The organism is Geobacter psychrophilus (assembly GCF_056821595.1).
Map to the genome: position 1 here is coordinate 1,050,573 of NZ_JBXDTU010000004.1, position 16,906 is coordinate 1,067,478.

The window sequence follows — 16,906 nt, forward strand, 5'->3', positions numbered from 1 at the left end:
CGGCTTTGCACGCAAACAAGAGTATCGGTAGTTGTACAAATTTAAAAAAATATATATTATCCGGCTGTAATTTTGTGATTATTGAGAACATAAGCAGTTTAAATCCGTATAGATTTATTGCTTTGTTGTTGGATCATCACGTTGGATTTTTACATGGCAACATAACTCCATAATTAATATGTACTTTCGAGGGGCTTAAATGAATACTGAGCGAATAATTTCCGTCATCGGACTCGGCTATGTCGGTTTGCCGGTCGCAGTTGCCTTCGGCAAGGTTCGCCGGACAGTCGGCTTCGACATCAACCCGGTGAGGATCAAAGAACTGCAGACTGGTTACGACCGGACCGGCGAGGTAACGGCTGAAGATTTACAGACAGCGGATATCCTCTTCACTGAAAAACTGGAAGAGCTTGCTCAGGCAAATTTCCATATTGTCGCGGTGCCGACGCCGGTGGATGAAGCGCATCAACCGGATCTCGCCCTGATGTACCGGGCATCCGAAACGGTCGGCAAGGCGTTGAAAAAAGGGGATATTGTTGTGTATGAGTCAACCGTCTACCCGGGAGTGACGGAGGACGAATGTGTGCCGGTGCTGGAACGGGTTTCCGGCCTGGTCTGCGGAAGTGATTTTACGGTAGGCTACAGCCCGGAGAGGATCAATCCGGGGGATAAAGAGCATACCTTTACCAGGATCAAAAAAGTAGTATCCGGGCAGAATGCCGAGACACTGGAAACGGTTGCCCGGGTATATGAATCGGTGGTAACAGCCGGAGTACATCGGGCTGCATCCATCAAGGTTGCAGAGGCGGCCAAGGTCATTGAAAATACGCAGCGCGACCTGAACATTGCCTTGATGAACGAACTGGCCCTGATCTTCGACCGCATGGGCATCGATACCAACGATGTGCTGGAAGCGGCCGGCACCAAGTGGAATTTTCTCAAATTCAAGCCTGGCCTGGTCGGCGGACATTGTATCGGAGTTGACCCTTATTACCTTACGCACAAAGCGGAAAAAATCGGTTATATCCCTCAGGTGATTCTGGCCGGTCGTCGCATCAACGACGGCATGGGCACATTTGTCGCTCAACGGGCTATCAGGGAGATGATTCACGCCGGTCATAATATCCTGGGGAGTACGGTGACCGTTTTGGGGTTAACCTTCAAAGAGGATTGCCCTGATCTGCGCAATTCCAAGGTGATCGATATCATCAACGAGCTCCGGGATTACGGAATCCACGTCCAGGTGTGCGACCCGCTGGCCGACCCTAGCGAAGCAACCCATGAATACGGAATTCAGCTGGTCCCGATAACGGAGCTGAAGCCTGCTGCGGCCGTGATCGCAGCGGTTGCCCACCGGCAGTTCCTGACCTGGCTGCCTGCAGACCTCAGTAGCCGCATGATCAAGAATCCGGTACTGATCGATGTCAAGGGCATGTATGATCAGCAGGCGATGAAAGCGGCCGGGATTCGGGTATGGAGACTGTGATTATCAGGACTCAAAGGGCGGGGATATTATGAATTCCTATGAAAACGTAGTACGGCAGTTGCAATCAGAACCCAAAACTTGGCTGATCACCGGTGTGGCCGGATTCATCGGATCCAATCTATTAGAACACCTGCTGCGACTGGATCAGAAGATCGTGGGCCTTGATAATTTTTCTACCGGCAAGCCCGGAAATCTGGATGAGGTCAAGGGAGCTGTCACAGAAAATCAATGGCGAAGATTCAATTTTATTGAAGGTGATATCTGCGAATTAACGACCTGCCATGCAGCTTGCACGGGAGTGGATTACATACTGCATGAGGCGGCGCTTGGATCGGTGCCCCGCTCGATCGCAGACCCGATTGCCAGCAATGCCAGCAATGTCAGCGGTTTCCTGAATATGCTCGTAGCTGCTCGGGATGCAGGTGTAGGAAGGTTCGTTTATGCAGCCAGCAGTTCCACGTATGGAGACCATCCGGGACTTCCCAAGGTTGAAGATACAATTGGCAGGCCGCTTTCTCCCTATGCAGTTACAAAATACGTTAACGAGCTGTATGCTGACGTCTTCGCCAGAACGTACGGACTCGAGTCTGTCGGACTGCGCTATTTCAACGTATTTGGCCCCCGCCAGGATCCGGCGGGGGCCTATGCGGCCGTTATCCCCTGCTGGATCAGGGCGCTGATCAAGGGAGAAACGGTTAACATCAACGGCAATGGCGAAACCAGCAGGGATTTCTGTTTCGTGGAAAATGTGATCCAGATGAACATGCTTGCGGCAACATGCAGGGAGCCGGCTGCGGTGAACCAGGTCTATAATACTGCCGTGAATGCGCGTACTTCGCTCATTGAGCTCTTCAACATGCTCCATGATCGACTGTTGCCGCATTATCCCCATCTCCAGGGCTGTGCACCGGTCTACCGTGATTTTCGACAGGGAGACGTGCTTCATTCCCAAGCCGATATCAGCAAGGCCGCCGGTCTCCTGGGATATAAACCTAGCCACACGATTGATGCCGGCCTCGATGCGGCCCTGACATGGTATATGAGGAACCTGTGAGTCTCACACCATATGAGTAGTCCAATGATCTCCATAACTGCAATAATCGTGCTGCTGACCGGCGCAGGCTACGCTCTCTATCAGGAGCGTAGCCGTGCCGGTCTGTTTCTTTTTGCTGCTCTGGCCGCCACCGCCCTGCTTGAATTGTTTGACCTGTTGTCTCTTTTTGCGCCGGCAGATGCTTTTTCATGGAAAGCCTGTTCCTTGACTGTCGAATCCATCCTTCCCCCGCTATGGATCCTCTGCAGTCTGACGTTTGCCCGTCAAGCCGGACCGTGGAAGATCGGTCCTGTATTCAAGATAGCAATTGCGTCTACGTCGCTGTTTTCAGTCCTGCCGCTCGTACTTCCTCAGAACGCTTTCTTTTATGCCCCCGATTTTCCCGATGAACGGCTTCTCTTTCTCGGCACGGCCGGTTTTTATTTTTATATCGCCATCATGGCCAGCCTGGTGGTTGCTTTGGTAAATTTTGAAATAACACTTGCCAATGCGTCACCCGATTCCCGCTGGAAAATCAAATTTGAACTTATCGGACTCGGAACCATACTGACCGTGCTAGTTTTCTACTACAGCCAGGCGTTGTTATACCGGACGCTGAATATGAATTACCTGCAGTTGCGCTCCTTCATTTATCTGGTAGCGTCTCTGCTGATGGCATACCCACTCATGTTCCGTCGCGGGAAGGTTCGTATCCAGGTATCCCGGCAGGTTGCTTTTAAATCGGTGGTTCTGTTTGCAGTTGGAATATATCTGGTCATGATCGGTCTTTTGGGCGAAGGGATGCAGTATTTCGGCACCTTTTTCCCTCGCACCGTGACAATCTCCCTGGCTTTTCTAAGTGGAATTGCCCTTTTGATTCTTATGCTCTCCGAACGAATCAGACGGGAAGTCAAGGTGGCACTGCACAAGAATTTTTATCAGCATAAACACGACTACCGTACACAATGGCTCCGCTTTACCGAACAATTATCCACTTCCCGCTCCGGGGACGAGCTTCTCCAGCGCATACTTTCTGCTTACTGCGGTATTTTTGGAATTAAAGGATCTGCCCTGTTTCTTATCGAGGAAAACCGCGGCGGATACTGCCTGGTGGCTGAGCATGATTTAGAACTGCAAAAGGATGTAATTGCAACGGATAATTCGCTGGTCAGCTTCATGACAAAACGCGCCTGGGTCGTCAGCATTATTGAAGACAATCCAGAGATAACGGAAAAAGATGCACGCTTCTTCAAAGAAAACGGCCTTTCTTTCGTCGTTCCGCTTTTCGATGGTGTGCAACTGGAAGGGTTTATCGTTCTGGGCCAACCATTAAACAGTAAAGAAGTCTATATCTATGAAGACTACGACCTGATGAAAACCATTGCCCGGCAGGCCTCCCTTGCAATTATGCACCAGCGGCTCTCCGAGCAGATCACCCATAATCGTGAAATTGAGGCCATCGGAAATGTTGCCACCTTTGTTGCCCACGACCTAAAAAATCTGGTTTCAAATCTGTCGCTGATTGTTGAAAATGCAGCCAAGTATATACATAATCCGGATTTTCAAACCGATATGCTTACATCGTTGGGAAATACGGTCGATAAGATGCGGAAGCTGATCAACAGGCTCAAAAACCTTGGCGAACAGGACCATATCAACCAGCAGCAGGTAAATCTGCTGGAATTGGCTGAACGAACGGCTCATCTGGTTGTGGGAAATAAGATTAGCGTTTCCGGAACAGCCGAGATTGTGCGTGTGGATGAAGGTGAAATCCAGAAAGTCATCCTGAATCTCCTCATGAACGGCATTGAAGCCTCGGCACCGGATGATCCCATTGCGGTCGAAGTCGGGTTTTCCAATTTACCTTTTATCAGAGTGATCGATAAAGGCTGCGGAATGTCGGCCCGCTTTTTGCGGTCAGAACTGTTTAAACCATTCAGAACAACCAAAAAACAGGGGCTGGGTATCGGGTTGTACCAGTGCCGCCAGATTATTGCTGCGCACGGCGGTAGAATTGAAGTAAGCAGCGCAGAAGGAGATGGTTCTGTCTTTACCGTTTGGTTTGACAACGCTGAGAGATCATCCGACAAAGCCGACTGAATTGCTTGGTCAGCGCACGGATTCTGTTTATCAATATGAGGAGTAACCATGGATAAAATATTGATTGTTGATGATAATCTGGATATTCGTCAGCAGCTGAAATGGGGGTTGAGCGAAGAGTATGCGGTGTTGTTGGCCGGCGATGTTAATGAGGGTATTGGACTTTTCAAGAAGAACCAACCACGAGTCGTTATTCTTGATTTAGGGCTCCCGCCCTATGAAGACACCTCTGTAGAAGGATTTCGGGGTCTAGCTGAATTGCTTGAACTGGATCCGTACGTCAAGGTAATCATGCTGACCGGCAACAGTGAACGTGAAAATGCGTTGAAGGCTATGCAGATGGGTGCCTGTGATTTTTTTTCAAAGCCTCCTGTTCTCAGTGAGCTAAAAGTTGTCATCAGCAGGGCGTTTCACCTGGCAAATCTGGAGGAGCAGAACCGGTCTCTCCAGCGCGCTATTGAACAAAAGTCCAGGGAGTCGGGGTGCATGATTGGCCAATGCCCGGAGATGTTGACTATTTTCTCAACTATCAAGAAAGTGGCTCCTTCAGATGTGTCGATATTTATTACAGGTGAAAATGGTACTGGAAAAGAACTTGTAGCACAGGCGATTCATGAAGCCAGTTTGCGCGCGAAAGGCCCTTTCATCCCGATCAATTGCAGCGCCATTCCAGAAAACCTTCTGGAATCTGAATTATTTGGACATGAGAAGGGAGCTTTTACCGGAGCCCATTCCATGGTACAAGGAAAACTCCAATATGCCAACAAAGGTACGCTGTTACTTGATGAAATCGGGGAGCTGCCGGTCAACCTTCAGGTTAAATTACTCCGTTTTCTTCAGGAAGGGGTCATACAACGGGTCGGCGGCAGACTGGATATCCCCATTGATACTCGGACGGTTTGCGCCACTAACGTGGATATTGCCAAGGCAATCAAAGAAGGTAAATTTCGTGAGGATCTGTTTTACCGGGTCAGTGTTATTTCGATAAGCCTTCCACCGCTGCGTGAACGTGGAGACGACATCCTGCTGCTGGCAAACTATTTTCTGCGGATGTTTAACGATGAGTACCGCAAAAAAATTCGACGTTTCAGCCCAGCTGCGATGAATTATCTCAAAAGCTATGAGTGGCCGGGCAATGTGCGTGAGTTGCGGAACCGGGTGCAGCGTGCAATCATTATGAGTGATGCAACCGCTCTGGAACCGTCGCATCTCGGATGCGAAAGGGCCTCACAAGAACTGACTGACGACATCCAGCCGGTCATCAGCCTGAGGGAGGCCCGCAACAAGGTTGAACGGGACATGATTGCTGCAGCGATCGACCAGCAGAACGGCAATATTGTCAAGGCGGCCGAGGCGTTAGGGGTGAGCCGACCAACACTATATGACCTGATGAAACGGCATAGTATGACGCCACAGACTTCAACTGAAAAAGCACCGGAACAGTTGCCATGATGAGCTGAAGAAAATTGTAACATGAGGTAAAATCTGTAAAAAATTCCGACAGACGAGAAAAGGCGCTGCATAATGCAGCGCCTTTTCTCGTTAGCATGTTATTACAGTTTCTTTTTAGGGTTCTTTATTCATACGACGCTTGCCATAGATCGCAAGTCCAACCAGACCGAATCCGAGAAGTACCATGGTGCCTGGCTCAGGCACTGGTGCAGCATCATTTCCCATTGCAGTAAGCTGGGAAGAGTCGAGAAAGAAATCTCCAAAAACAGAAGTTACTGATACATCGAGTAAACCTGTTTGATTGAGACTCATAAGGCCAGCTATTGACCAACCGAAAACTTTACTTGTATAATTAAACGTATAAAAACCATCACCAGACAGTCCAGGTTGGTTAATAAAAGCCAGTTCGCAAAAATCTCGTCTACCACCGTCATCATAAAGAGCAATCTTAAGGCTATAACTAGAAATGGTGTCTTGTCCTGGGGTAAAGGCAAACGGGCTGTTATCGGTTATGTCATGCGTGAAACGTGTGGACTTAAAGGGACCTATATACTTGTCCGGTGAGAAATCAATAGTATCAACCCAAGTATATGGAATTGCGAAGGCATTAATTGCAGTGTAAAGGATAGCACAAATTGTGAAGATAGTTTTTTTCATAACGTTTCCTTTCTTAATATCTATAAATTAGGCACAAAGTGTATTTGTTTGTAGATTTGATGTTTTAACAGCAAAAGGAGTGCCAATATTTATCTGGCTGTAAAAACAGGCTTTTTATCAATTTACCCATTAAATATAATTATATGTAAACTATATCGACAGTCATTTAATGTTAATGAGACGATTTTGTTTCAAAGCACAGCAACCAGTGGTGGCTTGGTGTAACATTTTACCACCTCAAATAATACCTCATGCAGCAACCTAAATCCAAAAACTATGCACGGATGATAGATTAGCCTTTCTACCGCAAACTTCACCTATACTGTCAGATAAATTTACACATTCAATTTTGATATTTCGCGGCCCGATAATATCATTTAGATTAAAAGATCAGAAGCATTTGGCGCAATTACTGCATGCACTAAAAAGTGTATACAATTAGCCACATCCGTTACCATGGAATCAGTGACATCTAGGCATATAAAAGTATCTAGCAAGAGAAACCCGGAGGCTAGAGAATGAATACGAGAAATTTTACGAGGGTACATTATACCGTTGGGGCTTCAATACGGTATGGCAACGAAGTGGTTATATGTAATACCGACAATTTGAGCCTACGCGGAATGTCTCTCACAACTGAACACGAAATACCACTTAACATCCCGGTCCATGTGACTGTTTACCACTCAAACGAATCGTCACTCAAAATCAATGCAAAGGTGGTCTGGAGAGAGGGGAATGGTGTTGGATTGTATATAAGCAATTTGAACGTAAATTCATTCGTTCAACTGCGTAACATTGTGTCTGAAAACAGCACAGACAAGGGGGCAGTAATGCAGGAAACTTTTAAAATGCTCAAATGCATCTTCTAACATTACAGAATATAGCAAATAAGTAAAATGGCATACACAACCCCTTTATGGGTCAAAAAGGTTTTTAGTAGCAATCAGAGGCATTCAGTAATTTTTCATTTGTTTTTTCACCTCACCCGTCATTCAAATACTTTGGCGATCTATTGAAACGCTCAACCAGTTAAATATACTCACCAAAACTGCCACGCACCTTTGGAAACAACGTAAATTGATAGTACGAGATTAGACACGGCATGTGCCAGCACACATTGCGCTATGCTGCGACTCCTGTAGAGCAGGAGATTGTAAAAGCATCCTGCCATGAGGCCAGCATAGAAGTAGTTGTGCTCAAGACCGAACAATACGACAGTGAAGATGAAAGATGTCCAAGTAAATGTGCCTATGCGGATATTGCAGAAATTATTATCAATGATATATCTGATCAGAAAAGAGCGCCAGAACAGCTCTTCCATAAGAGGAACCACCACCACTGCGCCAACAATCCGAATAGATGTTAATAGTATCGGGGCCGTTCGCCCCGGCAGAAGTGTCGGGTTAAACCCCAACGACACTCCGGTGGAGTCAAACGTCCAATCCATATTTATCCAGAGAACAAAAACCAGCAGGCCAATACCGCAAGCTCCCAAACTGGACGGGAGATTGGTAAGATCTTTGAAAACGAGCTCACAGTAACGCTCCCTAAATGCATACAACATGAAGCCGACTGTCAATGTTTTGATCGGGTAGAGATAATACAGTGTAGTTGCCCCAAGCGTGAAAAATCCGTGACCAGCAAGAAAGCGGATTAACTCCTCAATGCCGATAAACGCCATGAAAACAGCAAAAGGATAATAGCGAAAACCTGCTGAACTGGTAGCATGGTGGCCGGTCATTGAGTTCCCTGTGAAATACGTTTATGTTTTATCTGGCAAGGCAATACGGCTACACATTTGAATCATACTTTTTCAAGAGCAGAAGGCAGAATGTACTTTCATCAACGACTCAGTGACAAGACCCAATATTCAATCCGTATGCCTTACAAATAAACACTACCACATCGAGTTTTTTAACCCGAATCGCGAGCAGTATGGCACAATAAATCCAGATTTTTTAAAATTTCGACCTAATGCATAGCTTACTGCAATTATTAATTATATATTACTCATGATATCTGCAGGGAGGTTTTCTCAATGATCTGGAAAACTGCCAACCAGAAAAAATCCGGCAATATCATCAAAAACATCCCCCTGTTTTCCGAACTTTCAGATGAGGAAACCGAACGAATAGAAGGTATCATTACCAAAAAGAATTTCACTAGGGACCAGATTGTTCTGTTCGAGGAAGACACCGCCAACTACATGTATATTGTCTATGCTGGAAAAGTAAGGATCGTCAAACAAAACAAAGAAGGGCGCGAACAGATCATTACTATTCACAAGAAAAACGATTTTTTTGGTGAGATGTCTCTGCTTGACGGCAAGACCGCTCCAGCAACGGTCATCGCCCAAGAAGATGCCGTTATCGGGCTTCTCTCGAAGAGTGATTTTGAGCAGCATCTTCTTAGCAATGAAAAGATTCGCGGAAAAATTATAGATCTTCTTTGTACCCAATTGCGTGACTCATGGGCAATGCTAAAGATCCTCAGCTTTAACAATGCCGAACAACGGATTATGGCAGTTCTTGAACGCATGCATGAATTGTACGGTGTGGTGGATGACCGGGGCGGGATAATCAACGTCAAGTTGACGCACCTGCAGATTGCCAATTATGCATCAGTAACGCGCGAGACAGCGACAAGGGTTCTCAACAGACTTGAAAAGGAAGCGGTGATTCAGGTATTAGAGGACAGGAACATCTTACTTACAAAATCATTTTACGAGCGATCAAAAACGTTTGAGTAGAACCCCGACAGGTGCACTTCCTCTCGTTTTGCACAAACATGCAAGACGATGTTATGTTAGATGACGTTGCCTTACGTGTTTGTTTCTCAAGTGGCGGATTTAAGTGATTTCAATTTTAGCACCAGCTTCATATTTCTACCGTGTCTTTCATCAGAACACGCAATTGGGAATAGTTACCCTTACTTTGCTGCTCTGCCCAACATTTCCTGCCGCGTCATATGCCTTCACCATTAGTGAGTACGAATTTTGCGCGACGGCGGTCGTATCCCAGACGAAAGTATAAGGTGCGGATGAAACGGTCGAAACTATTACATCATTGGCATAAAGCCTAACTTCACTAATCCCAATATTATCAATCGCGTTAGCGGTGATGAAGACTGAACCATTTGGAATACTACCAGCCTTTACAAGCATATTGACCGTAGGAGCCTCCGTGTCCAGGACGGAATAAGTTACAACAAGCTTTGGACGCATGTTTGCGTCTACAGATTCATTGGAAGCGAACTGCCTAGTGCTGTCAGAAGTAGCTTTGCTTGATGAATTAAGTAAAAGTCCATAGTTGCTGTCAGGAGTAGCAAACCAGCCCTTTACAATACTGGTCACATTCCAACTCTTGTATCCGTTAGTTTTATCCACAAGAGGGGCATCAACCACGGGGCCAATATCAGATTGAGCTAGAGGAATTCCACCGTAGGGGACACTACTGGGAGTCCACACATTTGTGCCGTCATAAGTGTATCCGGTGCTATTAGCAATTTCAGTCGGTTTGTTGATTATCTGAGAAACCGGTATTTCATACAATTCGTCAACTCCGCCACTGTTCTGCAGACCAAGGTAAAGAATTGCACTTTGAACCATGGCATTGGCAGGAAGAGCTGAAATGTCCAGTTTCATCAGGATAGCATTGGCAGGAGTATTAGCAGGCCAGGTATAAGTGTTAAGTACAGTTTTTGCTGCGTTTACTTCGTTATTGAGGTTGATGAATGTATCTTGAATCGTATTGGGGAAATCGGCTCCCGTTACATTACCAAAAATAACAGAGTAGCTTTCCGGTGCTGGAGAATTTATGACCGTTACTGCAACTTCAATCGACTGTCCCACGTTCCCGGCGACATCATAGGCCTTGGTCGATAAAAGGTATTCACCGTTGGCAAGAGATGTTGTGTCCAAGTTAAAAGTGTAGATAGGAGCTGTCTTTTCAACGATTAAATTACCATTGATATAGAATTCGACCTTACTAACCCCAATATTGTCACTGGCGCTGGCACTTACAGCAACAGTTCCACTGACTGTGGCATTAGAAATTGGTGAAATAATTGAAGTTACGGGGGATACCAACTCAGGAACATAGACAACATTTGAATAGCTACTTTCCATGCCAGCACTATCATATGAGGTTACTGCAAAATAATAGGGGTGGGCAGGGTCAAGACCGCTGATGGTTACGGTTGTTAGAGTTTTATCAACAGGGACTGGAGAAGCACCCTGAACGGCCCCTGTCCCGGTGAAGGGCTGCACAGAAGCATCTGCCTGATAATATACTCTGTAGCCTGCGAGCGCGGCATCTGTGTTGGCATCCCACTGTAGAATCACGGTGCTTGCAAAACAGGTAGCTTGACCAATCAGGATGAATATACATGCACACAACATAACCAGAAATGATCTGGATTTTATTGTCTGGCCTGAGACTGTTTCCTTTGTAAGATCTGTTTCCATTGAGTCTCTCCTGTTTTCCAGCAAACCAAAAGCCGAATTGCGTTCTCTCCACAAACCGGCTTTAAACATTTACTGAAAATAAACCGGGACCGCTATACCTTGCTGGCATTTCGGCGACCCGGCTGTCTCGGTGAGACCCTTGGGCTTTCCGTCCCATTCTCACGAATGGTTTAGTATTATCGTTTACCACTCATCTATGTAGTTCTCTTATCGCAGAAAACTGAACTTGGGGTTGTGATTAAAATCACAACCAAATGATATTCAAGCAAATTTATGATTTCATTCAATCATAACGATATAAAGGACTAAAAACAGGAGTTGAGATACCCATGCAAGCATTTCAGCAACCCTCTTAATTCAAACTTTACAAAGCCTTATCGTTGGCTAAATGTTAGCAAATGAAGCTTTATCGGTTTTTATTACAGTCATAGCAGCTTGTCAAGTTAATAACAAATGGAGCTAATGAAAGAAACTATCCAGATGGCTGATATCATTCATTTGATTAGAATATGTCAAAACAACAATTTGTATTGACTAATGATGTGTAGAATTAATATTATGCGTTTCTTCAAATATGCGTATCGGTATTTCTGTTTCACTACACAAGGATAAAAACCAACATGTGTGGAATCGCTGGATTATACAATTTTGGTCTGAATGCAGAGGACTTGGTCTGCCGCATGATTACTGCCCTTCGCCATCGCGGCCCTGATGAAAGCGGCATCTATGTTGACCAAGATGTTGCTTTAGGGCATGCCAGACTCAGCATTGTTGGCTTGGGAAGTGGCACACAACCCATTTGTAACGAAGACGGTACCATCTGGGTAGTCTATAATGGAGAAATATTCAATTATCCAGAATTGCGGCTGACTCTAGAAAATCAAGGGCATATATTTAAAACCGAAACTGACACAGAAATACTTGTGCATCTCTATGAAGAACATGGCTCCGATGGCCTTAATCTGCTTAACGGACAATTTGCCTTCGCCATGTGGGATTCACGAAAAAAGGAACTCTTTCTCGCCAGGGACCGGGTAGGAATACGGCCACTGTACTTTTACTATTCAGATAATAAATTTCTCTTCTCCTCTGAAATAAAAGCTCTTTTTCTCGATACATCAGTACCAAGGGAACTGGACCTGCAGGCTCTCAGCCAAGTATTCAGGTGTTGGACTACCATATCCCCAAGAACAATGTTCAAGAATATTGCCGAACTCCAGCCTGGACACTGCCTGTTAATCAAGCATGGCTCAATCGTTTATCAGAAGCCTTTCTGGACCATTCCCTATTATCAGCCGGAAGAGCTCTGGCAAGGCTCATTTACTGATGCAACCGATGAACTTAAAGCATTGCTGCTGGACGCCATACGGATCAGACTGCGGGCTGACGTGCCGGTTGGGGCCTACCTGAGCGGGGGACTTGATTCATCAATTATCACCTCCCTGATATCAAAAAACTTCAATAACAACCTGCGCACCTTTTCCCTCAGTTTTGCCGATGAGGCCTTTGACGAAACTCAGCACCAGCAGGAAATGGTTCGTCACCTTAATACGGATCACAGTCAGGTCATGATTAGCAATGCTCAGATCTGTGAACATTTCCCGAAAGTCATTTGGCACTGCGAAAAACCACTTCTGCGGACGGGACCTGTTCCAATGTTTCTGCTTTCGCATCTGGTCCGTGATAATAATTTCAAGGTTGTTCTGACCGGTGAAGGCGCCGATGAAGTCTTCGGCGGGTACAACATCTTTAAAGAAGCCAAAATCAGGGAATTCTGGAGCAAAAATCCTGAATCGCAAATCCGGCCTCTTCTGCTGGAGAAGCTTTATCCTTATATATTCAAGAACCCGTCACGGGGGCGAGCCTATCTCCATAATTTTTTTGCCGTTACTGCCGACGGCCCGAATGACCCACTATTTTCTCATCGCATCCGCTGGGATAATACCGGTAAGAATTCTATATTTTTTTCCCGAGAGGTTATGGAGGAACTTGACGGGTATAGTCCCGAAAATGACATATTGGCAAACCTTCCCCCAGGTTTTGGAGAGCGCGATATACTTTCAAAAACGCAGTTCTTGGAAATAGATATTTTCATGTCCAACTATCTGCTATCATCCCAAGGAGACCGTGTTGCAATGGCCAACTCCCTGGAACTGAGAGTACCGTTTCTTGATTACCGTGTGATTGACTTTGCCATGAAGCTTCCAGCAAAGTGGAAATTAAAAGTTCTGAAGGAAAAACATATCCTCAAAGAAGCATTTAAGAACCTCCTGCCTGAATCAATAACATCGCGCCCCAAACAACCTTATCGTGCTCCGATCCGTGATGTGTTCTTCGGGGACAACAAAGGATATGCTTATGAATTCCTATCTGAGGCATATTTGCAGAAGACTGGATATTTTGACGCGGCCAAAACGGGCCATCTGGTCAGAAGATTTGTAAAAGGTGATCATGCCATCGAGAGTGAAACACAGAATATGGCGTTAACCGGTATTCTGTCCACGCAAATACTGCACTATCAATTTATTGAAAACTTTGGTTCACAGAATGTACTTCCGCATATTGTAGATAAAAGGGTAGTAAAAATATAGACTTTTCAATTTAAAGATATTTGACGACATTCCATTATGACGAACATATTAAACTTCAGGAAGGAATATACATGACAAACAAGCAAGGATTCTCACCCGAAATTTTGGATATAGACCTTGAAAAAGAGGCCGTTAGAATTTCTTCTGTCATCCGGGACAGCCTTAAAAACAAACTCAAGCGACGCGGTATAGTGATCGGCCTGTCAGGTGGGATCGACAGCAGTGTTACCGCCGGTCTTGCGGTCAAGGCCCTCGGCAAGGAAAAGGTCTTTGGTCTGGAAATGCCGGAGCGACATTCTGCCGCTGAGACCACCAGCCTCAGCAGGTCTGTAATAGATCATCTCGGTATAGAGTCTGTCCGGATTGATATCTCATCCATCATCGAGTCAGTTGGTTTCTATAAACTCTATGATGACGCTGTAAGGAGGGTAATTCCTGAGTATTCTACCGGGTGGAAATCAAAAATTGTGACTTCAAACATATTTGAACATCAGGGTTTCAGCATGATGTCAGTTGTAGCTCAAGCCCCTGATGGCACAACGATTAAAGCCCGTTTGCCGCTCAAACCGTACCTTGAAATTGTGGCCGCCACCAATTTCAAGCAGCGAACCCGAAAAATGCTCGAGTATTACCATGCCGACCGTCTTAACTTCGCCGTGGCCGGAACACCAAACCGCCTCGAGTACGATCAGGGATTTTTTGTGAAACTAGGGGATGGAGCCGCGGATATTAAACCGATTGCTCATCTTTATAAGACCCAAGTCTACCGGATGGCTGGATACCTCGGGATCCCCCAAGACATCTGTAGACGCCCCCCCACAACTGATACTTATTCACTTTCCCAGGGACAGGATGAATTTTACTTCTCACTACCATTCAAGGAAATGGACCTTTGCCTGTACGGAAAGAATCATGGGATTGAACCGTCAGTCGTTGCTGGCGCCATAGGATTGCAGCCAGAACAGGTGCAAAAGGTATATGACGATATAGAGACTAAACGGGATACAACAAGATATCTACATATGAAACCACTTCTGATGGAAGATATTCCAGAGATCATCTACTAACAGCAGAATACAAAATATCGGCACATATAGTGATACCGCGGCAATTATATATAATTTATTGTTCCAAGTGAACACAGTGCACCTTTAATCCATAATAAAATGAAAGGACGAATAATGAACAACATGCGTGATCAGATCAGGAGCTACATTGTAGATAATTTCCTTTTTGGAGATGACAGCGGACTGGATGATTCTGTATCTTTTCTGGATTCGGGGATGATCGATTCCACCGGAATTCTGGAAGTGATCAGCTTTTTAGAGGAAACATTTTCCATCAAGATCAAGGACGATGAACTGATTCCTGAAAATCTGGATTCAATTCAAAACCTCTTAGGTTTTCTGGGAAGAAAAATGGGAACAGCTTAGAGTTTATTCGCTACAAGAGCCTGCGTTCAGCAGCTACTTGTTGCCTAAATAGCATTTATTAATCCATGAAAACATTAAATTGCGACAACACCCTGATTCACCACAATCTGGAAATGCATGCACGCATGTCGCCTGACAAGTGTGCCGTTATCCATGGAGACGAGAGAATCGACTACGATTATCTAAACCAGGGGGCCAATCGTCTTGCCAGCTGGCTTATTGACGGTGGCATTGTTCCCGGTGATCGTGTCGTTCTGCTGTTAGAGAACTGCCGAGAATACCTAGTAGGGTATTATGGCTGCCTTAAAACCGGCGGGGTGGCGGTACCAATCAACCCTGAGCTAAAACCGGACGGCCTGATAGAACTTCTCACGACCATTCAGCCACGGGTAATCATTTGCTCCTCAAAAAGCGAAAGAACCCTCAAGATGCTGGACATGTCCAGCATACCCGATTGCCGTTTGTTGATAACCCGGCCGAGATTGAAATGGGCAGATTTCTCACGACAGGTTCACACTTTCGAAGAAATCATAACACGAGGAAACTCCGCCAACCTGGGCATAGCTCTTGAGCATTCATGTCTGGCTTCTGTTATCTTCACCTCCGGTTCCACTGGTAAGCCCAAAGGTGTCATGCTTTCCCACCAAAATATTGTATCTAACACCCGTTCCATTGTTAAATACCTGGAACTTACATCAGCGGATATCCAGATGGTGGTCCTGCCATTCTTTTACGTCATGGGAAAATCTCTCTTAAATACGCATATTGCCGTTGGCGGCACAATAGTAATCAATAACTCCTTCGCCTACCCTGCCAGCGTTATCAAGCAAATGATCGACGAAAAAGTAACCGGCTTCTCCGGGGTACCATCCACCTACGCCTACCTGCTGCACCGATCGCCGCTTCGTTCAGTCCGGGACCAGCTTACCTCGCTCCGCTACTGTTCGCAGGCAGGTGGACACATGGCCCGCCACATCAAAGAGGAACTGTTACAGATTCTACCAGAAAAGACAAAGTTGTACGTCATGTACGGAGCGACCGAGGCAGCTGCCCGACTGGCGTACGTTGAGCCCCATCGTCTCCACGATAAAATCGACTCCATTGGTACCCCCATACCGGATGTCGTCCTGAAGGTCATGGACAAAAACGGTATTGAGCTTCCGGATGGTGAATCCGGAGAGTTGGTAGCTAATGGGCCGAATATTATGCTTGGTTATTGGAAGGATCCCGAAACAACCTGCAAAGTTCTGAGCTGCAACGGTTACCATACCGGAGATATGGGCTATCGGGATGAGGATGGCTATTTCTACGTAATTGGCCGAAAAGACAGCCAGTTGAAAATTGCCGGGCACAGGGTAAATCCTCAGGAAATAGAGGATGTTCTCATAGCCACAGGGCTCGTAATCGAGTGCGCAGTACTCGGTCTGGAAGACCCCCTTGCCGGTCATCGGCTTGTTGTGGTTGCTGTACCAACGGGAGAAGCTGTCGCAGCACAGGATATTCTATTAAAAAGCTCCCGGATGCTTCCCAGGCACAAGCTGCCCAGTGAAATTCGTCTTGTCAGAATGCTTCCCAAGAACAGTAGCGGGAAGATTGATCGCGGGGCATGCACTGAGATATTTATCTCAGAATAAATCCTATAAGGAGGCAAAATAACTATGATATTCAATCGGTTTATTGCTGTTA

13 protein-coding genes and 1 riboswitch are annotated in these 16,906 nt (G+C 45.9%); of the genes, 10 read left to right on the top strand and 3 right to left on the bottom strand.

The genetic code is table 11. The features are described 5' to 3' along the window. The first annotated feature begins 199 nt into the window (after window positions 1-199). The 4 genes from ACOCF6_RS07230 to prsR are packed head-to-tail and all read left to right on the top strand — an operon-like array spanning window position 200 to window position 6,071. Window positions 200-1,486: a nucleotide sugar dehydrogenase gene (locus ACOCF6_RS07230; protein WP_482459715.1), complete on the top strand. Its 1,287-nt coding sequence runs from the start codon at window positions 200-202 to the stop codon at window positions 1,484-1,486. Window positions 1,487-1,514: 28 nt separating this feature from the next. Further along, on the top strand, window positions 1,515-2,540 hold the full coding sequence (locus tag ACOCF6_RS07235; protein ID WP_482459716.1) for an NAD-dependent epimerase/dehydratase family protein: 1,026 nt from the start codon (window positions 1,515-1,517) through the stop codon (window positions 2,538-2,540). A 24-nt stretch (window positions 2,541-2,564) separates the two neighbouring features. Then, window positions 2,565-4,619 carry an XrtA/PEP-CTERM system histidine kinase PrsK gene (gene prsK / locus ACOCF6_RS07240; RefSeq protein ID WP_482459717.1) on the top strand — a complete coding sequence of 685 codons (2,055 nt, stop codon included), beginning with the start codon at window positions 2,565-2,567 and terminating at the stop codon, window positions 4,617-4,619. A gap of 48 nt (window positions 4,620-4,667) precedes the next feature. Continuing rightward, a complete protein-coding gene (gene prsR / locus ACOCF6_RS07245; RefSeq protein ID WP_482459718.1) occupies window positions 4,668-6,071 on the top strand; it encodes a PEP-CTERM-box response regulator transcription factor in 1,404 nt (467 codons plus the stop codon). Window positions 6,072-6,185: 114 nt separating this feature from the next. On the opposite strand, the gene ACOCF6_RS07250 is transcribed toward prsR, so the two are convergent. After that, complete coding sequence (locus tag ACOCF6_RS07250; RefSeq protein WP_482459719.1) at window positions 6,186-6,728, bottom strand: PEP-CTERM sorting domain-containing protein; 543 nt, start codon at window positions 6,726-6,728, stop codon at window positions 6,186-6,188. Window positions 6,729-7,246: 518 nt separating this feature from the next. On the opposite strand from ACOCF6_RS07250, the gene ACOCF6_RS07255 reads away from it, so the two are divergent. After that, window positions 7,247-7,600 (top strand): PilZ domain-containing protein, encoded by a 354-nt coding sequence (locus ACOCF6_RS07255; protein WP_482459720.1) that lies wholly within the window; start codon window positions 7,247-7,249, stop codon window positions 7,598-7,600. Between the two features lie 170 nt (window positions 7,601-7,770). Here ACOCF6_RS07255 and ACOCF6_RS07260 read toward each other — a convergent pair whose 3' ends face one another. Continuing rightward, window positions 7,771-8,472, bottom strand: a complete 702-nt coding sequence (locus ACOCF6_RS07260) for a CAAX prenyl protease-related protein (RefSeq protein WP_482459721.1) — start codon at window positions 8,470-8,472, stop codon at window positions 7,771-7,773. 297 nt (window positions 8,473-8,769) lie between these two features. Between ACOCF6_RS07260 and ACOCF6_RS07265 the strand changes: the two genes are divergently transcribed. Next, window positions 8,770-9,480 carry a Crp/Fnr family transcriptional regulator gene (locus tag ACOCF6_RS07265; protein ID WP_482459722.1) on the top strand — a complete coding sequence of 237 codons (711 nt, stop codon included), beginning with the start codon at window positions 8,770-8,772 and terminating at the stop codon, window positions 9,478-9,480. 150 nt (window positions 9,481-9,630) lie between these two features. Here the strand turns inward: ACOCF6_RS07265 and ACOCF6_RS07270 are convergent, their stop codons facing one another. Further along, window positions 9,631-11,196: an Ig-like domain-containing protein gene (locus tag ACOCF6_RS07270; RefSeq protein WP_482459723.1), complete on the bottom strand. Its 1,566-nt coding sequence runs from the start codon at window positions 11,194-11,196 to the stop codon at window positions 9,631-9,633. A gap of 109 nt (window positions 11,197-11,305) precedes the next feature. Then, a riboswitch (cyclic di-GMP riboswitch) is annotated at window positions 11,306-11,381 on the bottom strand. 435 nt (window positions 11,382-11,816) lie between these two features. Between ACOCF6_RS07270 and asnB the strand changes: the two genes are divergently transcribed. The 4 genes from asnB to ACOCF6_RS07290 all read left to right on the top strand — a co-directional run bounded on the left by asnB (window position 11,817) and on the right by ACOCF6_RS07290 (window position 16,854). Further along, window positions 11,817-13,787, top strand: a complete 1,971-nt coding sequence (asnB, locus tag ACOCF6_RS07275) for an asparagine synthase (glutamine-hydrolyzing) (protein WP_482459724.1) — start codon at window positions 11,817-11,819, stop codon at window positions 13,785-13,787. 71 nt (window positions 13,788-13,858) lie between these two features. Further along, entirely contained in the window at window positions 13,859-14,854 is a 996-nt protein-coding gene (gene nadE / locus ACOCF6_RS07280; RefSeq protein WP_482459725.1) for an NAD(+) synthase, read from the top strand. A 123-nt stretch (window positions 14,855-14,977) separates the two neighbouring features. Next, window positions 14,978-15,220: an acyl carrier protein gene (locus ACOCF6_RS07285; protein WP_482459726.1), complete on the top strand. Its 243-nt coding sequence runs from the start codon at window positions 14,978-14,980 to the stop codon at window positions 15,218-15,220. A gap of 65 nt (window positions 15,221-15,285) precedes the next feature. After that, window positions 15,286-16,854: a class I adenylate-forming enzyme family protein gene (locus ACOCF6_RS07290; RefSeq protein ID WP_482459727.1), complete on the top strand. Its 1,569-nt coding sequence runs from the start codon at window positions 15,286-15,288 to the stop codon at window positions 16,852-16,854. Window positions 16,855-16,906: the final 52 nt, after the last annotated feature.

What these genes read in the sequence shown, in the direction of transcription:
- prsK (WP_482459717.1), top strand. Translation starts at nt 2,565, where the DNA reads ATGATCTCCATAACTGCAATAATCGTGCTGCTGACCGGCGCAGGCTAC.
- ACOCF6_RS07290 (WP_482459727.1), top strand. Translation starts at nt 15,286, where the DNA reads ATGAAAACATTAAATTGCGACAACACCCTGATTCACCACAATCTGGAA.
- nadE (WP_482459725.1), top strand. Translation starts at nt 13,859, where the DNA reads ATGACAAACAAGCAAGGATTCTCACCCGAAATTTTGGATATAGACCTT.
- ACOCF6_RS07265 (WP_482459722.1), top strand. Translation starts at nt 8,770, where the DNA reads ATGATCTGGAAAACTGCCAACCAGAAAAAATCCGGCAATATCATCAAA.
- ACOCF6_RS07285 (WP_482459726.1), top strand. Translation starts at nt 14,978, where the DNA reads ATGCGTGATCAGATCAGGAGCTACATTGTAGATAATTTCCTTTTTGGA.
- ACOCF6_RS07235 (WP_482459716.1), top strand. Translation starts at nt 1,515, where the DNA reads ATGAATTCCTATGAAAACGTAGTACGGCAGTTGCAATCAGAACCCAAA.
- ACOCF6_RS07260 (WP_482459721.1), bottom strand. Translation starts at nt 8,472, where the DNA reads ATGACCGGCCACCATGCTACCAGTTCAGCAGGTTTTCGCTATTATCCT.
- asnB (WP_482459724.1), top strand. Translation starts at nt 11,817, where the DNA reads ATGTGTGGAATCGCTGGATTATACAATTTTGGTCTGAATGCAGAGGAC.
- prsR (WP_482459718.1), top strand. Translation starts at nt 4,668, where the DNA reads ATGGATAAAATATTGATTGTTGATGATAATCTGGATATTCGTCAGCAG.
- ACOCF6_RS07250 (WP_482459719.1), bottom strand. Translation starts at nt 6,728, where the DNA reads ATGAAAAAAACTATCTTCACAATTTGTGCTATCCTTTACACTGCAATT.
- ACOCF6_RS07230 (WP_482459715.1), top strand. Translation starts at nt 200, where the DNA reads ATGAATACTGAGCGAATAATTTCCGTCATCGGACTCGGCTATGTCGGT.
- ACOCF6_RS07270 (WP_482459723.1), bottom strand. Translation starts at nt 11,196, where the DNA reads ATGGAAACAGATCTTACAAAGGAAACAGTCTCAGGCCAGACAATAAAA.
- ACOCF6_RS07255 (WP_482459720.1), top strand. Translation starts at nt 7,247, where the DNA reads ATGAATACGAGAAATTTTACGAGGGTACATTATACCGTTGGGGCTTCA.